Here is a 19,833-nt window from a genome sequence, read left to right as displayed (position 1 = left end):
TCCGTGCACGGTGTCTCTGTCGGTGACGTTTTTGTTGCTGATAGACAATCCTAAACTGGCGATGTTAGGCAAGAATTTTGCATCTGACCCGGTCGTGAGACGCCATCAAGGGTTTACGCTGGTCGAGCTTCTCATTGTGGTGGCCATTTTGGGTATTTTGGCTGCCATTGCCATCCCGCGGATCTATCAGATGCTGGAAAGGGCCCGGCAAAAAAGAACGATGGCCGACATGCGGACCTTGGCGCTGGCCATTAACTCCTATGCCACCGATCATGTCCTTGTCCCCCAGGTTTCGGGAACCGCAACGGATCTGCGACTTTACCTTGAACCGACCTACTTAAAGGTGCTGCCTGTGCACGACGGATGGCGACGAGACTTGCGCTACGAAGGTTCGGGGCTTGATTACACTGTGGTGAGTTACGGCGGGGATGGCGTAGCGCAAGGGGGACCTTACCTAGGGCCTACGACCCACTACGACGCGGATATAGCCATGGTGAATGGGATCTTCGTGCAATGGCCGGAAGGCATCCAGGTACGCTGAGATGGCGCCGCTGGGAAGCTACGGCACCCTTGGGTGACAAACATGTGCATCGCCGAGGTTTCTCACCGTGGGTTCTTCTGGCACAAAACGTGCATTAAACCCATTTTGAAAGGAGGCAGTTATGAGGAGGCAAAGAGGTTTTACCCTTATTGAGTTGTTGATCGTGGTGGCCATTATCGGCATCATCGCCGCCATTGCGATCCCCAACCTGCTGAACGCCATCAACCGTGGCCGTCAGCGGCGTACGATGGCGGATCTCCGGTCTATCGGTACCGCCTTGGAGGCTTATTCGATTGACTTCAACCATTATCCCGATTCTACCGGTGCCGGTACCGTAAGTGCAAAACTCGCACCTTACCTTACACCGACCTACATAAAGAAGCTGCCCGACAACGATGGCTGGAACAGATCCAACTGTGTCAATATCGACACCACCCTTGCATCCTACACACTTTGGTCAAACGCGCGGAATGGGACTGGTGCGTGCAGTGGCTTCACGCTCGCTAACGGAGGCGCGGGTGGGCCCACCACTAGCTTCGATGACGACATCATTTTTGCCAACGGCCAATTTGTTCAGTGGCCTGAGGGTCAGCAAATCAACTAAGCTTTTCTTCGCAAAGACCCAAGCGGGAGGCGAAAGCCTCCCGTTTTTTTTGTCCTAAACTTGACCCGTGACGGTCTGGCCACGGGTCGTGGTGGTCTTGTGTTTCTGGGGAGCTCTGGTTTTTTCCCGGCCGTGGGTGGTAACTTTGGCCTGCATCGCCACGGCCCTGGGGCTATTGGCTTTGCCTCAGGCCCAACGCATAAGCCTGCCTTTGCCTTTCTTCTTGGTACCTGCTTTTCTTTTGGCATTGACCTTTCCGATAGCCTTTGACCACCAACGTGTGGTGGAGCTCGTGCCGCTCTTTCCTTTGGCGCTGGCGGCCTGGAGCTGGGGGGCTTCGCAACGGTTCGGAGAGGGCTTCTGGAGGTTTGTGGCAGCGGCGGGTGCTGCGGCCTCACTGGTGGCGTTGGCGCAAGCGCTTGGCGGGCTCCAAGCGGCAGGCGATGCGGTGGCATTGCTCCCTCCGGCGCTGCGCGAGGTGGGGGCAGCGCGGCTGGCCACCGGCCGGGCCTTTGGAACGCTGCCGATCCCAGGCCACTTTGCGGCCCTTCAGGCGCTTTTAGCGCCATTCCTGATCGCCTGGTTGAAGCAAACGCATGGCTGGCGACGTCTTTTGCCGGTGGGCTTATTAGTCCTTAGCTTGGCTGGCTGTCTTGCCTCCCGCTCGCTTTTAGGCACGGGGCTTTGGGTACTCGCGGTGGTTTTGACCCTTTACCGCTCCGGTCCTCGCCCGCTGCGGGTCCTTCTGCCAGCCGCAGGCCTGGCGGCTTTGGCCTTGGTTTTGTTTTTGCGGGAAGACATGGCGCGCTTTGAGCCCCTGGCTTTGCGGGCGGTGAACTGGCGGGTGGCATTTTGGGTGTTCCTGCAGCATCCGTGGGTGGGCGTAGGGTTGGGAGGGGTGGGCATTGCCGGGCTCACCTCGCCTTGGGGTGAGCACAACATCACCCCGTTTGCCCACAACACTCCACTGCAGCTCCTGGCCGAGTTTGGCTTGCTAGGCCTGCCTTTTTTTCTGGCGCTTTTCTTCCTCGCTTTCCGCTTGGCGTTTCGCCTTTGGTTGGCGGATCGGCCAACTGCGGTGGCGCTCTTGGTGGCGCTTTTCCACAACTTCTTTGACTTTTCCTTTTACGAGCCGGCGCTGCTTTTCCCCTTTTGCCTCCTGGCCGGTGCCCGAAGTCTACAACCAGAGGCTACTTCGCGTCTCTTCTTCCCCCTACTTTCGCTGCTTTTAGGGGGGGCGGCGGTGGTGGCGGCTTTGCAGGCTCGAACCCAAGGCATGGCTGACCAGGCCCGGCAACAGCCGCCCGAGCAACAGTTGAATGTGCTGCTGCGTGCCGCTTCACTTTCACCGTGGCGGTTAGCCGAGCCTATGGAAGCCGCGTGGCTTGTGGTCCAAACCGGGGATCGGCAAAAGGTTCAGCTGGTGGAGGAGCTTTTGGACCGTCGGGCGTGGGTGGCCCCGCAATCGGCTTCCTGGGCCCAAGCTAAGGCGACGCTTTTGCTGTTGCAAGGGAGAAAAGCGGAAGCCTGGGCGTGGGCCCGGGAAGCGTTGCGTCGGGCGCCTTTCCGCCGAGACCTGGCGGAGCTGGAGCAGCAATGCCGGCCTTAAGCCTCGAAGCCCTGCTGGTGCCGCTGGCGCTGCTGTGGGTGGCCAGCGCCGATGGGGTTTTTGTCGCTCCCTGGGTGGCGGCAGCAAGTGCGGGGGTAGCGGGGTTTCTGGCGTGGCGGCGTTTGGTTCGCGGGGTGAGGGTGGGGCCGCCCTTGCTCTGGCTTTTGGGCTTTTGCCTTTGGCTCTTACTTTCCTCCCTCATCCAACCTGTGGCCTGGGATCGAGCGGCGCAGCTTTCGGCCATTGGGATGTTGGCCGGCGTTTTGGCGCTAATTACCGCCCACCCTGGAGGACACAGGTGGATGGCGGTGGCGGTAATGGCTGCCGGAGTGCTCTGCGCTTTGTGGCTTTTGGTGGAGCGCCTCTCCCTCGGCGGCCGGCCGGCGGGGCCCTTCGGCAACCCCAACGTGGCCGCCACCGTGGTGGTTTTGGCTTTAGCCCATTGCGCTCTGGTCGAAAGCCGGAGGGGTTGGGTATGGCTGCCCCTGCTTGTTGCCGGCGTGCTGGCGGCCGAGAGCCGCGCAGCCATGCTGGCGGTTACGGTCTTGTGCGTTTTTTGGCTGGGCTTGCGCCTTGACCGCCGGTGGAAAGCCTTGCTGCTCCTTGGTGCAATTGTGGCGGCCTTGGGCCTGGGGTGGCGAATGGCCTTTGCTCCCGACCCGTTGCGCTTCGAGCGGTTGCGGATTTGGAAAACCGCGCTCAAAACCGCTTGGGATTTTGCCCCGTGGGGCACGGGACCGGGAGGGTTTGGGGATGCTGTACTGCCGCAAAACTTCCCGCGGGAGGGGGAGTTTGCCCGTTTCCACCGGATTCCCGATTTGGCGGAAAGCGATCTCCTGCAGCTTTCAGCTTCTCTGGGGGTTCCGGGGTTGGTGCTGGCAGCGGGGCTGCTGTGGTCCACGGTTCGAGCGTGGGTCGGTGGCGGCCTTAAGGCCTTGAGTCCAGCTTTCGCTTTGGTGGTTACCGGCCTTTTCCACAGCCAAATGCTTTGGCCGGTGGTGGCTTTTCTTGCCGTTTCTGCCGGGCGGTTTTCCGGGCGTTGGCGGCTGAAGCTGGCGCCTGGACCTGCTTTCTTGTTGCTGTGGCCGCTGCTGGGATGGGCAGCTGCGGTGCTCCCTTGGCCCAACGGGGTTTTGGTGCCTTCCCTTCAGGAGCGGCTTGGAAAGGTCAAGGAAGTGCTGCGGCAGGAGGCGAGCTCCCAACAGCTCGCTGAGGCCTTGGTGGAGGCCACCGCCATTGCCCGCGAGCTGCCCCGTTCGGGGGAGGCGTTGCGGACCGTGGGGCTCGCTCAGCTGCGATTGGCCCGCGCAACCGGTGACGCCAGCGCCGCCCAGGCCGCCATCGGCACTTTCCGCCGGGCTCAGGAAACCAACCCCCAAGACGTGTGGGCTTTTTACGGGGAAGCGGACGCGCGGGTGGTCTTGGGGCAGTGGGAAGGGGCCCGGGGGGCTGCCCTCCGCGCCCTTGCCCTAGAGCCTAACTGCGTGCCCTGTTGGCTCACGGTGGCGCAAAGCCAGCTTTTCCTGGGAATGCCGGAACCCGCCCGGCAGGCGTTCCAAAAGGCCTTGGCGGCGGAACGTCGGGCCCGCGGCTACCCCTTCGTCAGCGCGTACGAGCGCGCTTTGGCGTCCCCCGATCCGTTGCTTAAAGCTCGCTTGGCTGCGGTGCTGGGGGAAAAACCGTGAGCTTCCGCCACGCTTTTTCGCTTGCGGTGCTCCCGGGGCTAGCCCTGGTGCTGGCATCTTTTGCCGGTTGGGTGCCCGCGGCGCGGGACAACCCCACATATTTTGTTCCCCTCCGAGCCCAGCTTGCCCGCGTGTTTACCGGTGAGGCCTCGCCCTGGCTGAACCCCCAGGTGGGTTGCGGTGAGCCTTTCTTTGCCAACCCGCAATCGGCACTGCTTTACCCGCCGGCATGGGGGGCTTTGCTTTTGCCACCAGAGCAAGCCATTGGCGTGGAGGTGGGGTTACACCTGATGCTTTTGGCGCTGGGCGTGGCGCGGCTGGCCCGCCGTTTGGGGGGTACGCCCACGGGAAGCCTGGCCGCTGCTTGGGGGGCTGCCCTTTCGGGTCCGGTGCTGTCGTCCGCTGGGATGCTCAACAACCTGGAAACTGCGGCCTGGTTGCCCTGGGTTTGGGACGCGGCGCTTTCCGGCCGCTTTGGGGTCTTGGCCTTAACGGTGACAGGGAGCTTCCTGGCGGCCGAGCCGGTTTTGGCCCTGCTTGGAGCGGCAGGGGCGGTGTGGCTTTTGCCCCGGTGGCAAGCGGTGCGGGCTGTGCTCTTGGGCTTTGCCCTTTGCTCGGTACAAGCTTTGCCCATGGCCTTTTGGATTGCCGGTGGCGATCGCGGCCCGGACAAGCCCCTGGAGGCCGTGAGCCTGGGAGGGGTGAGCCTGGGGGAGCTTCCGGCTTTGGTTGTGCCCGGTTTTCCGCTGCCTCCTGTTGAAGTTCGCTTCTTGCCGATTATTGCTCTGCCGCTTTGGTTGTTTTTGGCTTTGGGGTCGCTCCGAAGGGGCGAAACCGCCAGAACTCGCTTGGCGTCTTTGGCGGCTGTTTTCACGTTCCTTGCGGTTTTGCCGGCTCTTCCCTGGGGGGATGCGCTATGGGCCGGGCTTTCCTTCGGTCTCGTACGCCTCCCTGGCCGCTTCCTGATCCCCGCAACGGTAGCTTTGGCAGCGGTGGCGGGTTCCGGAAAGCTCCCGCAAAGCCGCAAGTGGGTGGCTACCGCGTTGGGGCTTGGAGCCGTAGGGGCCGTGGTGTCCAGGGAGCCTTGGCTGGCCGCCGGGCAAGGGGTGCTGGCAGCCCTCGCCCCCTGGGGCATGGGATGGGCAGCTGCCGGCTCGCTCTTTTTGGCGACCTACACGGTACCGGTTTTGCAGCTGCAAAAATGGAAGCCCGAGCCCGTGCTGTGCCTTTCTGCCCAAAGCGCGGGCCGGCTTTACCCCCTGCCGGTGGATGGGGTGCAGCTGCGCTGGACTTTGGAGCGGGGCACAAGAGGTGCAGCCTCTCTGGGGTGGGGCTATTCGGTGCTGTTGGACGGGAGGTCTCTGGCCCGCAGCTTTGCTCCGGTGACCAACCGGGCTCTGGCGCAGCACCTGGCCCAGGCCGATCGGGGCTTTTCGGAGGGATGGTGGTGGGTTTCGGCTTTGGGTGCCAAGACGATGGTGGGCTTGCACCCGATCCCCGGCTACCCTCCCCTTTGCCAGCGGGACAAACTTTGGGTTTTCCGCAACCCCAGCGCCTTTCCCCTATGGGCGGTGGTGTCCCACCTGCCCACCCCGGGGGAGCTGCCCGTCCCGGCAGGGGAAGCGGTGCTCAAAGGCCAGGGGAGGACTTCCTGGCAGTTCCAGGTGAGGGCACAGACCAATGGGGTTTTCCTCTGGCTTTTTGCCCCTGACCCCGGATGGCGTTTTGTGGTGGACGGGAAGAAGGTCAAACCCATCCGCGGTGCGGGGATACTCCAGGGGGTTCCGGTGGCGGCGGGGGATCACGAGGTGCGGGTGGTGTACCGACCGCCGGGTTTGATGGCCGGGTTGGTTGTGAGCTTGGCCTCGCTTTTCCTTTTGGGGGTGCTGTGGCGGCGCTAGTGCTTTTCCTGTTCGTGCTTTCCGGAGCTTGCGCCCTGGCCTACCAGGTGGTGTGGGTACGGGCCCTGGGGCTTTTGGTGGGGAACTCCCTGTGGGCGGCGGTGGCGGTGGTGGCGGCGTACATGGGGGGGATGGCGTTGGGGAGCTGGCTTGCCGGCCGCTGGGCGGGACGGATTCGTCAGCACCTGCGGGTTTACGCTGCCTGCGAGGCGCTGGTGGCGGTTTGGGCGTTGGCGACCCCGTGGGTGTTGCCAGTGCTGACGCGCCTGGCTGCCGGCTTCGGCCCTGAGCTTTTCCGACCCTGGGGTTTGCCGCTGTTGGGACGGTTCGCCCTGAGCTGGCTGTTTTTGGGCTTGCCGACGGTAGCTCTGGGCGCCACCCTGCCCATCTTGGTAGGCCGCGTGGGCCACGGCCTTCTTGGGGGAGCCGTGGCGCGGCTTTACGCGGCCAACACCCTGGGGGCGGTGCTGGGCACCGTAGGGGCGGGCTTTTTCGGCCTTCCGCTTTTGGGGGAGCAGGGAACCATGGCGGTTGCTGCCACCGTGGGTTTGCTGGTGGCCACGGTGGCGTGGTTTTTGGAGCGCCTGCTGCCCGCAGGACCGGAGGTTATGCCCACCCACGCCGGCCGCCCCGGTTGGTACCTCCTTTACCCGTTCTTGTTTGGCTTTGTGGCCTTGAGCCTGGAGCTGGTGTGGACCCGCATTTTGCTCCTGCACCTGGGTTCTCGGGTCTACGCCTTTGTGTTGGTGCTGGCTGTTTACCTTTTGGGTTTGGCTCTGGGTTCTGCGCTGGCTCGCTTTGTGCTCCCCGCCGGTCGGCGGGCCTTGGCGTGGTGCCAAGCGCTTTTGGCTTTTTCCCTTTTGCTTCAGGTGCCAATCCTCATGGGCTTTTCTGAGCTTTTGGCGGCACTGGGCGGGGTTTTCAAGCCGCAGAGCTTTCTTGGCCTGGAGCTGACCTTGGCCCTGGCCGTGGCGGTGCTTTTGGCTTTCCCCACGCTTTGCTTTGGGGCGAGCTTTCCCCTGGCGGTGGAGGTCGTCCCTGGGGACCGCTCGGGTGGGGCACACACCGGCTTGGTGGCCGCCGCCAACACCCTGGGCGCAATTCTGGGAACGCTTCTCGGGCCGCTGGTTTTGGTTCCGCTTTTGGGTACGCAGGGTTTGCTTTTGGCTTTTGCTGCCCTGGCTGCAGTTTTGGCGGTTACCCTTTGTTCTTCCGGGCCCATGCGGATGGTTGGGAGTAGCCTGCTTGCCGGGGTTTTGGTGGCGGGGGCGGTGTTGCCGCGCGGGGCGGTGCTTTCCGGTGCCGGCGTATTGCAGGAAGGCAAGGTGGAGGAGCTGGAGGAAAGCTCCGAAGGCACGGTGATTGTGCGCTCGGTCCAAGACGGCCGCGGCGTTTGGCGGTCTTTGGAAATCAACGGCGTCAACGTGGCCGGCACCTCCCAGGAGCTATGGGCCATTCAAAGGCTGCAGGGTCACATCCCGTTGCTGCTTCATCCCTACCCCAAGCGGGTTTTGCACATTGGCTTTGGCTCGGGAGGCACGGCTTGGGCGGTGGCCCAGCACAGCTCCGTGCAACGCATGGTGGTGGCTGAGATTTCTCCGGCGGTTTTGCGCCTGGCCGATCGGCTTTTCCGCAACGTCAATCACGGGGTCTTGGGTGATCCCCGGGTGCGGGTGGTGCTCAACGACGGGCGGAACGTGCTCTTAGCCACCCAAGAGCGCTTTGACGTCATCCTTTCCGACTCCATCCATCCGGTTTTTGCCGGCAACTCCAGCCTCTACACCCGGGAGTACTTCCAGCTTTGCCGGGACCGGCTCAACCCCGGGGGCGTGGTTTCCATGTGGTTGCCGCTTTACTCCCTGCGCACCGATTCTTACTTGGCAATCCTGCGGGCCTTTTGGGAGGTTTTCCCCAACACCGTGGTCTGGTACAACCCCAACGTCCTCAACGAGTTCACGGTGGTCACCGGAAGCCTTTCTCCGCCCCCGGTGAAGCTTCGCTGGGAAGCCTTAGCCGATCCCGGCCTGCAGCCCTCGCTGTGGGAAGCTGGAATTGCCACCCCTGATGACTTGGCGGCCATGGTGCTTTTGGGACCCGAAGAGGTGGCGCGGTTGGTGGCCAACCACACCCCCCATCGTGACGACTTCCCCGAGGTGGAGTACCTTTCCGGTCGGCTTTTGGATCGGGAGGGCTCGTGGTTGGCGAACCTCACGGTGCTTGCAGGCTTCCGCAGCACGGCAAGCCCGTTTGCTTCTTTCCCCGGGGATTGGCCGCAAGCCATGAGGCGGCGCGACCAGGCCCTGGCCGCTCACCGCGCCGAACTTGCCCGGCGGATGGCCGCGCGGTAAACCTCCAGAAGCTCCCGCGCCGTGCGTTCCCAGGTGAACTGGCGGGCGCGAGCCAGCCCCGCTTCCCGAAGTTCAAGACGCAGGGAGGGGTTTTGTTGCAGGGCAACCAGTGCCAAAAGCCAAGCTTTGGGATCCTCCGGCGGCAGCAACACCGCCGCATCCCCGCACACTTCCGGCAGGGCCCCGGCGTTGGCCGCTAACACCGGGCAGCCGCAGGCCATGGCTTCCAAGGCCGGCAGGCCGAAGCCTTCGTTTTTCGAGGGGAACACCAAAGCCCAGGCGTTTTGATAGGCGCCCACCAACGTGGCCTCGTCCACGTCAGGGGAAAGGAGCACCCTCCCTTCCAGCCGCTTTTCCCGCACCAGGCGCAAAATCCGGGCTTCTTTGGCCACGGCTCCCAAAAGCCTCAAGGGAGGGAGGGCGTGGGCCTGTGGTTGGGCGTACGCCTCGAGAATGACTTCCCAGTTCTTGTGCTGCTCGCCGCCCCCTACGCCCAAAACAAACTCGCCGGTGGGCGTGGGAAGGGGCTGGAACCGGGGATGAACACCGTGAGGGACCACCACGGCTCTGGCCTCCAGCTCCGGAAAAAGCAGCCCTAATTGCCTTTTGGCAAAAGCCGATGGTGTGTGTACCAGAATGGCCCGCCGGAGGGAAGCCAGGCCCAAGGCGACTCGCTTTTTTTGCCACCAGGAAAGGCCGGTGGGGAACAACAGCGGGGTGGCGTCGTGAAAGGTGGCCACCACCGGGACGGGAACCCCGGCGGGCACGCCCCACGCGGGAAGGTGCAAGCAGGAAAACCGGTGGCGCCGGGCGGTCCAGGCCCAGGCCAGGCCGTCGGTCAAAAACGCACCTCTCCGCGGACGGCGCAGCTTGAGGGTTTGCGCGGACCACGGGTACCATGCGGCGGGGATTGAGGCATGGGCGGGAACGCAAACCACCAGGGACTCGGCAGCCAGCTGGGCCAGGGCCGGCACCAGCTCCCGCACCATGCGGCCGAACCCGCGGTGGGGGTCCACAAAGGCGGCGCGGGCATCAAAGGCAAAGGTCACAGCGCAAGCTTGGCACGAAAGGGTAGCTCCGGACAATGCGGCTGAAGGTAGGCTTTGACGGCAAACCGCTCCTTCCCCCAAAAGCCGGGGTTTCCCGCTATGCCGAGGGCCTGCTTCGGGGCCTTGCGGCTTTGCCGCCGGAAGAGCTGGAGGTGGTGGTGGTCTACCCGGAAAAGCCCACGCGCACCGCCCCCTGGGTGCTTTGGAGCTTGCAACGGGCAACGGCACGCGGCTTTTCGGTCTTTCACTTTCCCTTTTACTACACCCCGCTTTTCCCCGCCTGTCCGGTGACGGTGGCCATTCACGACGTCCTGGTGCTTTCCCACCCGCAGTGGTTCCCTGGAGCTCGCCCCAATACCCTGCGGTGGCTGATTCCAAGGACCGCCCGGAACGCTTCCGCCATCGTCACGGGAAGCCACTGGGTGGCTCAGGAAATCGTGCGGTTGTGCCGGGTACCGGGGGAGCGCGTGCGGGTGATCCCCTACGGCGTAGACCGCAGCCTTTTTGCCCCGCCCGCTGAAGCTTCTTTGGCCCAGGGACTGGCGGAGCTGAGTCTGAACCGCCCCTACCTCTTGATGGTGGGAGCCCTGGAGCCGCGGCGGGGGGTGGACACGCTGCTTTCGGCTTGGGGGATCCTCCGTTCGCGCTTTCCCGAGCTGGAGCTGGTGCTGGCAGGGGCGCTGCGGGCTCCGGTACCTGCTTTGCCACCACCGCCGCCCACTGTGCGGCTTTTGGGTTACGTGGAGGACCGGCTGCTCCCGGTGCTTTACGCCGGCGCCCAAGCGGTGGTGGCCCCCTCCCGGGGTGAAGGGTTTGACCTGCCGGTTTTGGAGGCCCTGGCCTGCGGCGCTTGCGTGGTGGCTTCCGACATCCCCGTTCACCGCGAGGTGTTTTCCGGAGCGGTGCGGTTTTTCCCCGTGGGCGACGCCGAAGGCTTGGCCGCGGCCCTTGAGGAGGTCCTGCAGGACCGCGAGGAGCGCCAGAAGCTGCGGGAACGGGGGCTTTTATTTGCGGAAAGCTTTTCCTGGGAAAAGGCGGCGCGGGAGCACTGGGCTTTGTGGCGGGAGGTGGCGTGAAAGCCGCGGCCATCGTTATCAACCACAACGGCGGGGAAGACCTGGGTTTGTGCCTGCAAAGCTTGCTGCAGCAAACGGTGCCGGTGGAGGTGCTGCTGGTGGACTGTGCTTCCACCGATGCTTCCCGCCGGTGGGTGGAAATCCCGCCGCCTGGGGTGCGGGTTTTGGCCCTACTCGAAAACCGCGGGTACACCGGCGGGGCCAATGCGGGCTTGGCGGCGCTGGCCGCGGATGTCCACGTGGTGGGCTTCTTCAACCCCGACTGCTTTCCCCGCCCGGACTTCTTTGCGGTTTGCCTGGAGGTTTTCCAAAAAAGTTCGCAGGTGGGCGGGGTTGCCCCCCGTCTCCTGCGCCCGGGGGAAAGCACCCTGGACTCCTGCGGGCAGGTGCTTTCCCCATGGGTTTTGATGGTGCGGGACCGGGGGTACGGGGAGCCAGCTATCGGCCGCTTTCTCTCCCCGGAAAAGGTGCTGGCGGCTTGCGGGGCGGGCATGGTGTACCGGAGGGAGGCCCTGGAACGGGTCAGGGTGGCCGGGGAGGTGTTTCCCCCGGAGTTCTTTGCCTTTTGGGAGGACCTGGACCTGGGCTGGCGGGTGAGCGCTTGCGGGTATCACGTGGTGTACGAACCCCGGGCGGTGGCGGTGCACCGCCGGGGAGCCACTGCCCAAGAGGGCAGGGGGCGTCTTCTCTTTCGCCGCTCTCCGGCGCTGGCGGCCGGCTACCTTTTGAACCGCTGGGCCACCCTGGTGCGAAACCTCCACATTGCCGACGCTTGGTGGCGGCTGCCGCTGCTGGTAGCCTGGGATATGGCCATGGCGGCGGCTCTGGTGGTACGGAAACCGGCAGTGGTTTCTTCCCTGCGGGCCTTTCCCCACAGGTTGGCACTGGCTTTTCACCAGCGCCGTCTCCTGCCGCAAAAACGTCTCCGGGAGCTTTTGCCATGAGCTGGTGGTTTGCGCCTGTGGCTTTTGCGCTGGCTTTCCTGCTTTCCCTGTACCTCACGCCGGTGCTGCGGCAGGTGGCGCTGCGGGCGGGGGTGGTGGACCGCCCGGACGGCAAGCTCAAAAGGCAAGCGGAGCCGGTGCCGTACCTGGGGGGCGTGGCGGTGTTTCTGGCCTACCTTTTGAGCTTGGGGCTTTTTGCCGAGTTCGATCGCCAGGTGCTGGCGGTGCTGCTGGCCGGGACCCTGGCGCTTTTGGTAGGCCTGGTGGATGACTTTGGAGCGCTCACCCCCCTCCCCAAGCTCCTGGGCCTTGGGGTTTCGGTTTTTGCTCTGCTGCGGGCCGGGGTGCTGGTGGAGCTTGTGCAGCTTCCCTTTGCCCTCCACTGGATTTTGGCGGTGTTCTGGCTTTTCTTGGTGGCCAACGCCGTCAACCTGGTGGACGTCATGGACGGCTTGGCTCCCGGCCTTACGGCGCTGGCCGCGTTGGGCATGGCGGTGGTGGCGTTTTTTACCGATCAGGCGTTTTTGGCCATCCTGGCTGCCAGCCTGGCCGGCGGGCTGGCGGGTTTTCTCCCCGCCAACTTGCNNTACCTGGGGGACGCGGGGAGTTTGTCGGTGGGGCTCACCCTGGGAGCTCTGGCGCTGGCGGTAAAGTGGAGCGAGGTTTCACCGGCGGGTTTTCTGGCGCCCCTGGCTTTTCTGGCGTTGCCGCTTTCGGAGGTGGGTTACGTGACGCTGCTGCGGGCGCGCCAGGGGATCCCCTTTTGGAAGGGCAGCCCCGACCACTTTGCCCTTCGCTGGCGGGCCCTGCACGCGGGGGACACCCGCGGCACGGTGTTGCGCTGCTACCTTGTGGGTTTGGCCTTCCTGGGGGTGGGGCTGGCCCTGGCCCTCGTGCCGTCCTTTGAGCTGACTTTAGGGGCCTTTGTCGTGGTGTGGCTGGCCTGGGCCCTGTGGCTTTTGCGCTTGAGCTTTGTGCCGGTGAAGCCATGAAGGTGGTGATCGTTGGTGCCGGCCTATCGGGGCTTTCGGCCGCTTGGCATTTGGCCCAAGCCGGGGTGGAGGCGCAGGTTTTTGAAAAGGAAGCGGAAGCCGGTGGGGCCTGTCGAACGGTGGTGCGGGACGGCTTTGCCTTTGACTTTACCGGCCACCTGCTGCACCTGCGCCTGCCCGAAAGCCGCACTCTTCTGCAGCAACTGGGGTTAGGCCACGCCTTTCGCCGCCACAAGCGGCGGGCGGGTATTTTGCTTGCTGGCCGGGTGACCCCTTACCCTATCCAGATCCACACCGCCCGCCTGCCCCGGGAGATCCGCCGGGACTGCCTTTTGGGGTTTATCCAGGCCTGGGCGCAAAAGCGAGAGGACGACGGCAGCTTTGGCTCCTGGGTGCTATCCCGCTTTGGGGAGGGCTTTGCCCGGCACTTTTTCTTCCCCTACAACCGCAAGCTCTTCTGTACGGACCCTTTTGCCCTGACCTGCGAGTGGGTGGGGCGCTACGTGCCCAGGCCGGAGCTTGCCGACGTGGTGGACGGGGCTCTGGGGCTTTTCCCCAAATCCCGGGCGGTGGGTTACAACGCCTGGTTTCTCTACCCCCGGGTGGGCGGCATTGGCCTCTTGCCCCAAACCTTAGCCCAGAGGGTTCCCAGGCTCTTCCTGAACTCGCCGGTGGTGGCCGTGCGCTTGAAGCAACGTCAGGTGCTTTTGGCCAACGGGCAGGCGGTGCCCTTTGACGCCCTTATTGCCACCTGCCCCCTGCCGCAGCTTCTGGCCATGGCTGAGCCGGTGCCGGATGAGCTCCGGGAAAAGGCGAAAGAGCTGGCGGCGGTGGGGGTTTGGAACTTGAACCTGGCGGTGCGGGGTCAGGCCAAGCGGAGGGAGCACTGGATTTACTGCCCCGAGGAGCACCTGCCCTTTTACCGGGTAGGTTTTCCCTGTAACCACGGGGTTTTGGCGCCGGAGGGTTTCCACACGGTTTCGGTGGAGGTGAGCGTGCCCTCGGGACAAGAACCGCCCCCGGGGTGGCAGGAAGCTTGCCTGGACGCTTTGGTCCGGGAAGGCCTGTTGTCTTCCCGCAGTGACGTGGCGTTTTCCCATGTGGCCAGGGTGGACCCCGCCTACGTGATCTTCAACCCCCGGCGAACACAAGCGGTGGCGGCGGTCCGCGACTTTTTCCGCAAAGCCAACGTGTTCCTCTGCGGGCGGTGGGCGGAGTGGAAGTACTCCACCATGGAGGATGCCCTGTGGGACGGGGCGGCGGTGGCGCGCAAGGTGGTTCAGCGGTGAAGCTCAGGGTTCTGCACGTCATCACCATGCTGGAGCTGGGAGGCGCCCAGCGCAACACCCTGGACACCGTTCGGCAGCTGGATCGGCAGCGGTTTACGCTGGGGCTGGCGTGTGGCTTGGGTGGGGAGCTTTACCCGGAAGGGGCAAGCCTGCCGGACACGGAGTTTTTCCCCATTCCCCATTTGCGGCGGGAGGTGCGCCCGCTTTCCGATTGGCGCGCTTTTGGGGAGCTGCGCTCCGCCATCCGCGCCTTTTCCCCCCACATCGTGCATACCCACTCCTCCAAAGCCGGCGTGCTGGGGCGGCTTTCCGCCTGGTGTGAGGGGGTCCCCATCATCATCCACTCGGTGCACGGCTTTGGCTTTGGCCCGCACCAGTGGCTGCCGGTGCGGGCCGCTTTTATGGCCGCAGAAAAGCTCGTTGCCACCATGACCACGGCTTTCATTGCGGTTTCCCGGGAAAACCTGGAAACCGGTGTGCAGCTGGGGCTTTTTCCCCGGGAGCGGGTCACGGTGATCCGCTCGGGCATTGACCTGCGGGCGTTTTCCCAGGCGGCCGACGGCCAAGCCGTGCGGGAGGAGCTGGCTATCCCCCCGGAAGCTCCGGTGGTGCTGCAGGTTTCCTGCTTTAAGCCGCAGAAAGCCCCCGAGCGCTTTGTGGAGCTTTCGGCGCGGCTGGCGCCGGTTCTTCCGGAAGCGCGTTTCCTTTTGGTGGGCGATGGCGAGTTGCGGGAGCGTCTGGAGCGCTTGCGGCAGAAGTGGGGCCTGGAGCAGCGCTTGCACTTTTTGGGCTGGCGGCGGGATGTACCGCGGCTTTTGCGGGCAGCCAACGTGGTGACCCTTACCTCGCGCTTTGAGGGCTTGCCCCGGGTGCTGGTGGAGGCCCGCTGCGCCGGGGTGGCGGTGGTGGCCATGGCGGTGGACGGGGTGGTGGAGGTGGTGGTGGATGGGGTCAACGGCTTCTTGGTCCCCCCCGGGGATGTGGCCACCATGGCGGAAAAGGTGGCCTTGTTGCTGGCCAACCCGGAGCTGGCCAGGGCCCTGGGAGAAGCGGGGAAGCAGGGCCTGGAGGAGTTTTCGGTGGAAAGGATGGTGGCCGACCAGGAAGCTCTGTACCTTAAGCTCTGGGGGCAAAGGGTGGGATCATGAGCGAGCTGCCGGCTTGGTTTTTTCCGGTTCTTGCAGCCAACGTGGGGTTGGTGGTGGGCTCGTTTCTCAACGTGGTCATCCACCGCTTGCCCCGGGGGGAGTCCCTTTCCCACCCCCCTTCCCGCTGCCCCCGGTGCGGGGCGGCCATCCGCTGGTACGACAACGTGCCGGTGTTGTCGTACCTCTTTTTGGCGGGGCGTTGCCGGGACTGCCGGGCTCCCATCTCCCCCCGTTACCCGCTGGTGGAAGCGGCCACGGGCCTGCTGTTTTTCGCGGCGGCGCTGAAGCTTCCCCAGTGGCTTTGGGTTTTTCATGCGGTGGTGTTGGGAAGCCTTTGCCTGGCCTTGGCCCTCATTGACCTGGAGCACATGATCCTGCCCGATGCCCTCACCCTTCCGGGCGTGGCTTTGGGCTTGCTTTTCGCCTGGCTGGGTGGGCCCACCCCTTTGCTCCCCGCGGTCATAGGCACAGTGCTGGGGGCGGCGCTGCCGCTTTCGATCATTTGGGCTTACCGTTGGCTTCGCGGGGTGGAGGGGATGGGCCTGGGTGACGTGAAGCTGTTGGCCATGCTGGGGGCTTTTTTGGGCTGGCAGGGGATGCTGCTCACCTTAGCCCTGGGAGCGGTGGCGGGAGCTTTGGTGGGGGTGGGGTTGATCCTGCTGGGGAAAGGCTCGCGGCAAACCGAGCTCCCCTTTGGCACCTTCCTTTGCGCGGCCGCCATCGTGGTGCTTTTTTGGGGCGAAAAGCTTTTGACGTTTTGGAGCTGGAGCCAGCCGTGAAGAGCTTGCCGGTGCGCCGCTTTGCCGAGGTGAGGGCGCTTCTCCTTTTGGTCATCCTGCTTTTGGTTTTAGGGTGCCTGTTGCCGTTGGTGGGCCTTTACGTCATGGCCTACGCCCCGCGGGAGGATCCCGACCCGCTGATGACCACCGCGGCTGCCGTGGCGGCGGCCATCCAGGAAGGGCAGCTGCCGGTGGTGCCCGGGACCAAGGTGGGCGTGGCCCTTTACCGGGGGGAAACAGGTCTTTGGAAGGTAGGGGCGGTGCCTCCCACCCCCTACTGGCCCTTCCCTAGCCGTGCCGGCTGGGAACAGGCGGGACGGCCAACGGTGGCCCAGGGGGAATGGCAGGGGCAGAGGCTGCGGGTGGTGCTTTGGCCGGTGGGGGAGGATCGGCTCTTGCAGGTGGTGGCCCCGGTGGAGGAAAACCGCCACCAGCGGTGGCTTGCGGCCACGGTGTTGCTTTCCCTGGTTTTGGCCCTGGCCGGTGGAGGCCTGGCCTGGTTTTTGGTGGGGCGGGTGCTTTCCCCTTACGGCGAGCTGCTGGAAGAAGCCAGGAGGTTTTCGGGCAGGATGGGCGGTGGCCCCGAGGACGTTTTCCTGGTGAGCACCTTCCGCCAGGCGGTGCAACGGGTGGAGGAGCAGGAGCGGGAGCTGGCCGCCCGGGCCCAGGAGCTTTCGGAGCTTTCCGCTGGCTTAGCCCATGAGCTGCGCAACAACCTTTCGGTGATGGAGGGCTACCTGCGGTTAGCCCGGGAAAACCCCCAGGAGCTGGCCCGCTACCTGCAGGTTTTAGCGGCGGAGGTGCAAGCGCAAAGGGAGTTTTTGGAGCGCTTCATGACCTTTGTGCGACCGGTGGCGGCGCAAAAAACCACCTTCCGCCTTGGGCCGCTGGTCACGCAAGTGGCTTCCCGTTTGGCTTCCGCCTTCCCCCAGGTGAAGCTGGAGTGTGTGGGGGATGCCGAGCTGGTGGCTGACCCCACGGCGGTGCGGGTGGTGCTGGAAAACCTCCTGCGCAACGCCTGTGAAGCGGCCTCCCGCCGGGCCGATGGCCGGGTGAAGGCCACCGTGCAGCTTGAGGCGCGAAAGGTGCAGGTGGTGGTGGAGGACAACGGCCCGGGCATTCCCGAAGACCAGCGGGGCACGCTTTTTGAGCCCTTTGTTTCGCAAAAGCCCGCCGGTGGCATTGGTTTGGCTTTGGCCCGGCGCCTGGCCCGGGCCATGGGCGGGGAGGTGGAGCTGGTGTCCGCCCGTGAGCCTACGGCGTTTGTGGCCCGCTTCCCCCAGGAGGCCTCGCCGTGATGGGCCCGGTTCTGGTGGTGGAGGACCGGGAGCAGCTGGCCGCCATGCTGGCGGAAACCCTCACCCGGGAAGGGTACGCCGTGGAGGTGGTGTACCGGGGGGATGAGGCCATGGAGCGCATTGCCCATGGCCCCAACCTGCTGGCGGTCATTACCGATTTGAAGCTGCCCGGTGCCGACGGCCTGGAGGTGCTGCAGGCCGCCCGCCGCCGCGATCCCCAACTGCCGGTTTTTTTGATCACCGCCTTTGCCACGGTGGAAACCGCCGTGCAGGCGCTGAAGCTGGGCGCCCGGGATTACTTCCCTAAGCCCCTGGAGATGGCCCGGCTGCTGGTGGCGTTGCGATCGGCGGCTAGCGCCCGCGGTCAGCTCCTGGCCCTGGAGCCGGCTCCCGGGGCCCCCACGCTGGTGGGGGAAAGCCCCAACTTCCTGGCGGCCTTGGAGGCGCTGCGGCGGGTGGCGCCCACGGAAGCCTCGGTGCTGCTTTTGGGGGAGTCCGGCACCGGCAAAGAGCTCTTTGCCCGCTCCCTCCACGCCTACTCCCCCCGTCGGCATGGGCCTTTCGTGGCCTTTGCCTGTGCGGCGGTGCCGGAAACCCTTTTGGAGGCCGAGCTTTTTGGCTACGAGCGGGGAGCGTTCACCGGTGCCACCGCGCGGCATTTGGGGCGTTTCGAACAGGCCTCTTCCGGCACGCTGTTTTTGGACGAAATTGGCGAAATTGGCCCCGGTGTGCAGGTCAAGCTGCTGCGGGCTTTGGAGGAGCGGCGCATCAGCCGCCTGGGTGGCAGCGGGGAGATCAGCGTGGACGTGCGGTTGGTGGCGGCCACCAACCGCGATTTGGCCACAAGCGTGGTGCGGGGAAACTTCCGCGCCGACCTCTACCACCGCTTGAACGTGTTTCCCGTTACCCTGCCCCCCCTGCGGGAGCGCCGGCGGGACATTCCGGCTTTGGCGCTGCACCTGCTTTCCCGGGCCAGCGCCAAAAACGGCCTGCCCTTGCCGCTGTTGCGGCCCTCGGCGCTGGGAGCGCTGGTGCTCCCCCCTTGGCCCGGCAACATCCGGGAGCTCGCCAACCACATGGAAAGGGTGGCCATCCTCTCCGCGGGCGAGCGGGTGGGGCCGGGGGAGCTGCAGCTTTCCCGGGAGCTGTTGCGGCAGGGCTGGGAGCAACCGGAGGTGCGAGAGCTGGCGCTGGAGTTTGCCGGGGAGGAAGGGGAAGAGCTTTCCCGCTACGTGCTCTCGTAAGCCCAGGCCCGCCGGACGGCAACTGCCAGCGTGCCGTCCTGCTCGGGAAACACCGCCTTTAGGTCCAGAAGGAGCTTGCCCTGCTCCTGCCGGCACACCACTGGCGGCTCACCTAAGCGCAGCGCCCTGGCCACCGCTGGCGCCTCGGGCAAAGCCACGGCCCAGGAGGCCAGCCCCTGGCCGGGGGTGGTCCCTCCCCCCAAAACCGCTTGCGTGGGGACTGCGCTGGCCGGCACGCCGGCAGCCTGCAGCTGCCGCGCCAGCCGCTGGGCGCGCTCTTTCAGCTGGGCTTCCCCTTGGGCCAGCAGCCGGTACAGGGGCACCCGCTGGATATCGCCGCTCAAGTAACAGTCCAATGTGGCGGCCAAAGCCACCAGGGCGCTTTTGTCCGGGCGCAACGCCCGTCGCAGGGGGTGTTGCCGCAGCGGGGCCAGCGCCTGTTTTCGGCCCACCAGGATGCCGGCCTGTGGGCCGCCCAGGAGCTTGTCACCGGAAAACAGCACCACGTCGGCGCCGGCAGCCAAAAGCTCCTGCACCGTGGGCTCGTCCTTCAGCCCGTAGGGGCGCAGGTCCACATGACAGCCGGAGCCCTGGTCCACCCAAAACCCCACCCCCGCTTCGTGGGCCAGCTGGGCCAGGCTGGCCGTATCCGGGGTGGCCACAAAGCCGGTCATGGCGAAGTTGGAGCGGTGTACCTGGAGGATGGCGGCGGTTTCCGGGGAAAGCGCTTTCCGGTAATCGGCAATATGCGTGCGGTTGGTGCACCCCACCTCCACGAGCCTGGCCCCCGCTTCCGCCATGATTTCCGGCAGGCGAAAAGAGCCACCAATTTCGATGAGCTCCCCCCGGGAAACGATGACCTGGCGACCGCGGGCATGGGCCGCCAGAAGCAAGAGGAGCGCTGCGGCGTTGTTGGTGACCACCAGCGCGTCCTCGGTGCCAAAGTAGCGGCAGAGCTTCTCCCGCACTGGAGCCAGCCGCTCCCCCCGCTCCCCGCTTTCCAAATCGAACTCCAGGGCCAGGTAGCCGGGGGCTTCCACCGGCAGACGCGGGCTTCGCCCCAGGTTGGTGTGGATCAATACGCCGGTGGCGTTGATCACGGGGGGGTAAGAAGGGCGGGCCATTGCGGCCAGCTTTGCCTTGAGTTGCCCGATGATCTCGGAAGCTTCCGGAAACGGCCCCCCTGCCGCTCGCAGTTGGGCCAGGTGGTCGCGGATGACCCCCTTCACCGTTTCCCGCCCCAGACGGAAAACCGCATCCCCCAGGGCCGCCAAAAGCCTGTGGACCGCCGGCGGGTGCCCACTCATGGGGGCATTGTACGCGGTG

General features: G+C 65.1%; 15 protein-coding genes and 2 pseudogenes. 15 read left to right on the top strand and 2 right to left on the bottom strand.

All coding sequences use genetic code 11. From position 1 onward, the window contains the following. The first annotated feature begins 22 nt into the window (after positions 1-22). The 6 genes from EG19_RS14055 (at position 23) to EG19_RS04975 (ending at position 8,688) form a co-directional block, all read left to right on the top strand. Positions 23-541 (top strand): type II secretion system protein, encoded by a 519-nt coding sequence (locus tag EG19_RS14055; protein ID WP_053334913.1) that lies wholly within the window; start codon positions 23-25, stop codon positions 539-541. 121 nt (positions 542-662) lie between these two features. Next, positions 663-1,145 (top strand): type II secretion system protein, encoded by a 483-nt coding sequence (locus EG19_RS14050; RefSeq protein ID WP_053334912.1) that lies wholly within the window; start codon positions 663-665, stop codon positions 1,143-1,145. A 67-nt stretch (positions 1,146-1,212) separates the two neighbouring features. Then, positions 1,213-2,754: an O-antigen ligase family protein gene (locus EG19_RS04990; RefSeq protein WP_038048193.1), complete on the top strand. Its 1,542-nt coding sequence runs from the start codon at positions 1,213-1,215 to the stop codon at positions 2,752-2,754. After that, on the top strand, positions 2,742-4,439 hold the full coding sequence (locus EG19_RS04985; protein WP_038048191.1) for an O-antigen ligase family protein: 1,698 nt from the start codon (positions 2,742-2,744) through the stop codon (positions 4,437-4,439). The genes EG19_RS04990 and EG19_RS04985 overlap by 13 nt, the downstream gene beginning before the upstream one ends. After that, positions 4,436-6,340: a YfhO family protein gene (locus EG19_RS04980; RefSeq protein WP_038048189.1), complete on the top strand. Its 1,905-nt coding sequence runs from the start codon at positions 4,436-4,438 to the stop codon at positions 6,338-6,340. Before EG19_RS04985 ends, EG19_RS04980 begins: the two co-directional genes overlap by 4 nt. Beyond that, entirely contained in the window at positions 6,328-8,688 is a 2,361-nt protein-coding gene (locus EG19_RS04975) for a fused MFS/spermidine synthase (protein ID WP_152543922.1), read from the top strand. Before EG19_RS04980 ends, EG19_RS04975 begins: the two co-directional genes overlap by 13 nt. Here the strand turns inward: EG19_RS04975 and EG19_RS12445 are convergent. Beyond that, positions 8,649-9,737: a glycosyltransferase family 4 protein gene (locus tag EG19_RS12445; protein ID WP_053334911.1), complete on the bottom strand. Its 1,089-nt coding sequence runs from the start codon at positions 9,735-9,737 to the stop codon at positions 8,649-8,651. The genes EG19_RS04975 and EG19_RS12445 overlap by 40 nt on opposite strands. Before the next feature lie 35 nt (positions 9,738-9,772). Between EG19_RS12445 and EG19_RS12440 the strand changes: the two genes are divergently transcribed. The 9 genes and pseudogenes from EG19_RS12440 to EG19_RS04930 all read left to right on the top strand — a co-directional run bounded on the left by EG19_RS12440 (position 9,773) and on the right by EG19_RS04930 (position 18,507). Further along, positions 9,773-10,813 carry a glycosyltransferase family 4 protein gene (locus EG19_RS12440; RefSeq protein WP_053334910.1) on the top strand — a complete coding sequence of 347 codons (1,041 nt, stop codon included), beginning with the start codon at positions 9,773-9,775 and terminating at the stop codon, positions 10,811-10,813. Beyond that, a complete protein-coding gene (locus EG19_RS04960) occupies positions 10,810-11,757 on the top strand; it encodes a glycosyltransferase (RefSeq protein WP_038048185.1) in 948 nt (315 codons plus the stop codon). Before EG19_RS12440 ends, EG19_RS04960 begins: the two co-directional genes overlap by 4 nt. Then, a pseudogene (locus EG19_RS14405) lies at positions 11,754-12,342 on the top strand (glycosyltransferase family 4 protein); the annotation flags it as partial. The gene EG19_RS04960 and the pseudogene EG19_RS14405, both read left to right, overlap by 4 nt. 2 nt (positions 12,343-12,344) lie before the next feature. Next, positions 12,345-12,749: pseudogene (locus EG19_RS14045) on the top strand (hypothetical protein); the annotation flags it as partial. Beyond that, on the top strand, positions 12,746-14,038 hold the full coding sequence (locus EG19_RS04950; protein WP_161685395.1) for a protoporphyrinogen/coproporphyrinogen oxidase: 1,293 nt from the start codon (positions 12,746-12,748) through the stop codon (positions 14,036-14,038). The pseudogene EG19_RS14045 and the gene EG19_RS04950, both read left to right, overlap by 4 nt. Continuing rightward, positions 14,035-15,186: a glycosyltransferase gene (locus EG19_RS04945; RefSeq protein WP_152543920.1), complete on the top strand. Its 1,152-nt coding sequence runs from the start codon at positions 14,035-14,037 to the stop codon at positions 15,184-15,186. Before EG19_RS04950 ends, EG19_RS04945 begins: the two co-directional genes overlap by 4 nt. Beyond that, complete coding sequence (locus EG19_RS04940; RefSeq protein ID WP_038048178.1) at positions 15,183-15,965, top strand: prepilin peptidase; 783 nt, start codon at positions 15,183-15,185, stop codon at positions 15,963-15,965. The genes EG19_RS04945 and EG19_RS04940 overlap by 4 nt, the downstream gene beginning before the upstream one ends. After that, the gene (locus tag EG19_RS14260) at positions 15,962-17,263 is read left to right on the top strand and encodes a sensor histidine kinase (RefSeq protein ID WP_038048176.1); all 1,302 of its coding nucleotides are present in this window, start codon (positions 15,962-15,964) and stop codon (positions 17,261-17,263) included. Before EG19_RS04940 ends, EG19_RS14260 begins: the two co-directional genes overlap by 4 nt. Next, the gene (locus EG19_RS04930) at positions 17,263-18,507 is read left to right on the top strand and encodes a sigma-54-dependent transcriptional regulator (protein ID WP_081799930.1); all 1,245 of its coding nucleotides are present in this window, start codon (positions 17,263-17,265) and stop codon (positions 18,505-18,507) included. Before EG19_RS14260 ends, EG19_RS04930 begins: the two co-directional genes overlap by 1 nt. Here EG19_RS04930 and selA read toward each other — a convergent pair. Next, positions 18,492-19,814 carry an L-seryl-tRNA(Sec) selenium transferase gene (gene selA, locus EG19_RS04925; RefSeq protein WP_038048174.1) on the bottom strand — a complete coding sequence of 441 codons (1,323 nt, stop codon included), beginning with the start codon at positions 19,812-19,814 and terminating at the stop codon, positions 18,492-18,494. The two genes, EG19_RS04930 and selA, sit on opposite strands and share 16 nt — an antisense overlap. Between the last annotated feature and the right edge of the window lie 19 nt (positions 19,815-19,833).

It is taken from the genome of Thermoanaerobaculum aquaticum, assembly GCF_000687145.1.
GTDB lineage: Bacteria > Acidobacteriota > Thermoanaerobaculia > Thermoanaerobaculales > Thermoanaerobaculaceae > Thermoanaerobaculum > Thermoanaerobaculum aquaticum.
This window is presented reverse-complemented; position numbering and strand designations above follow the sequence as displayed.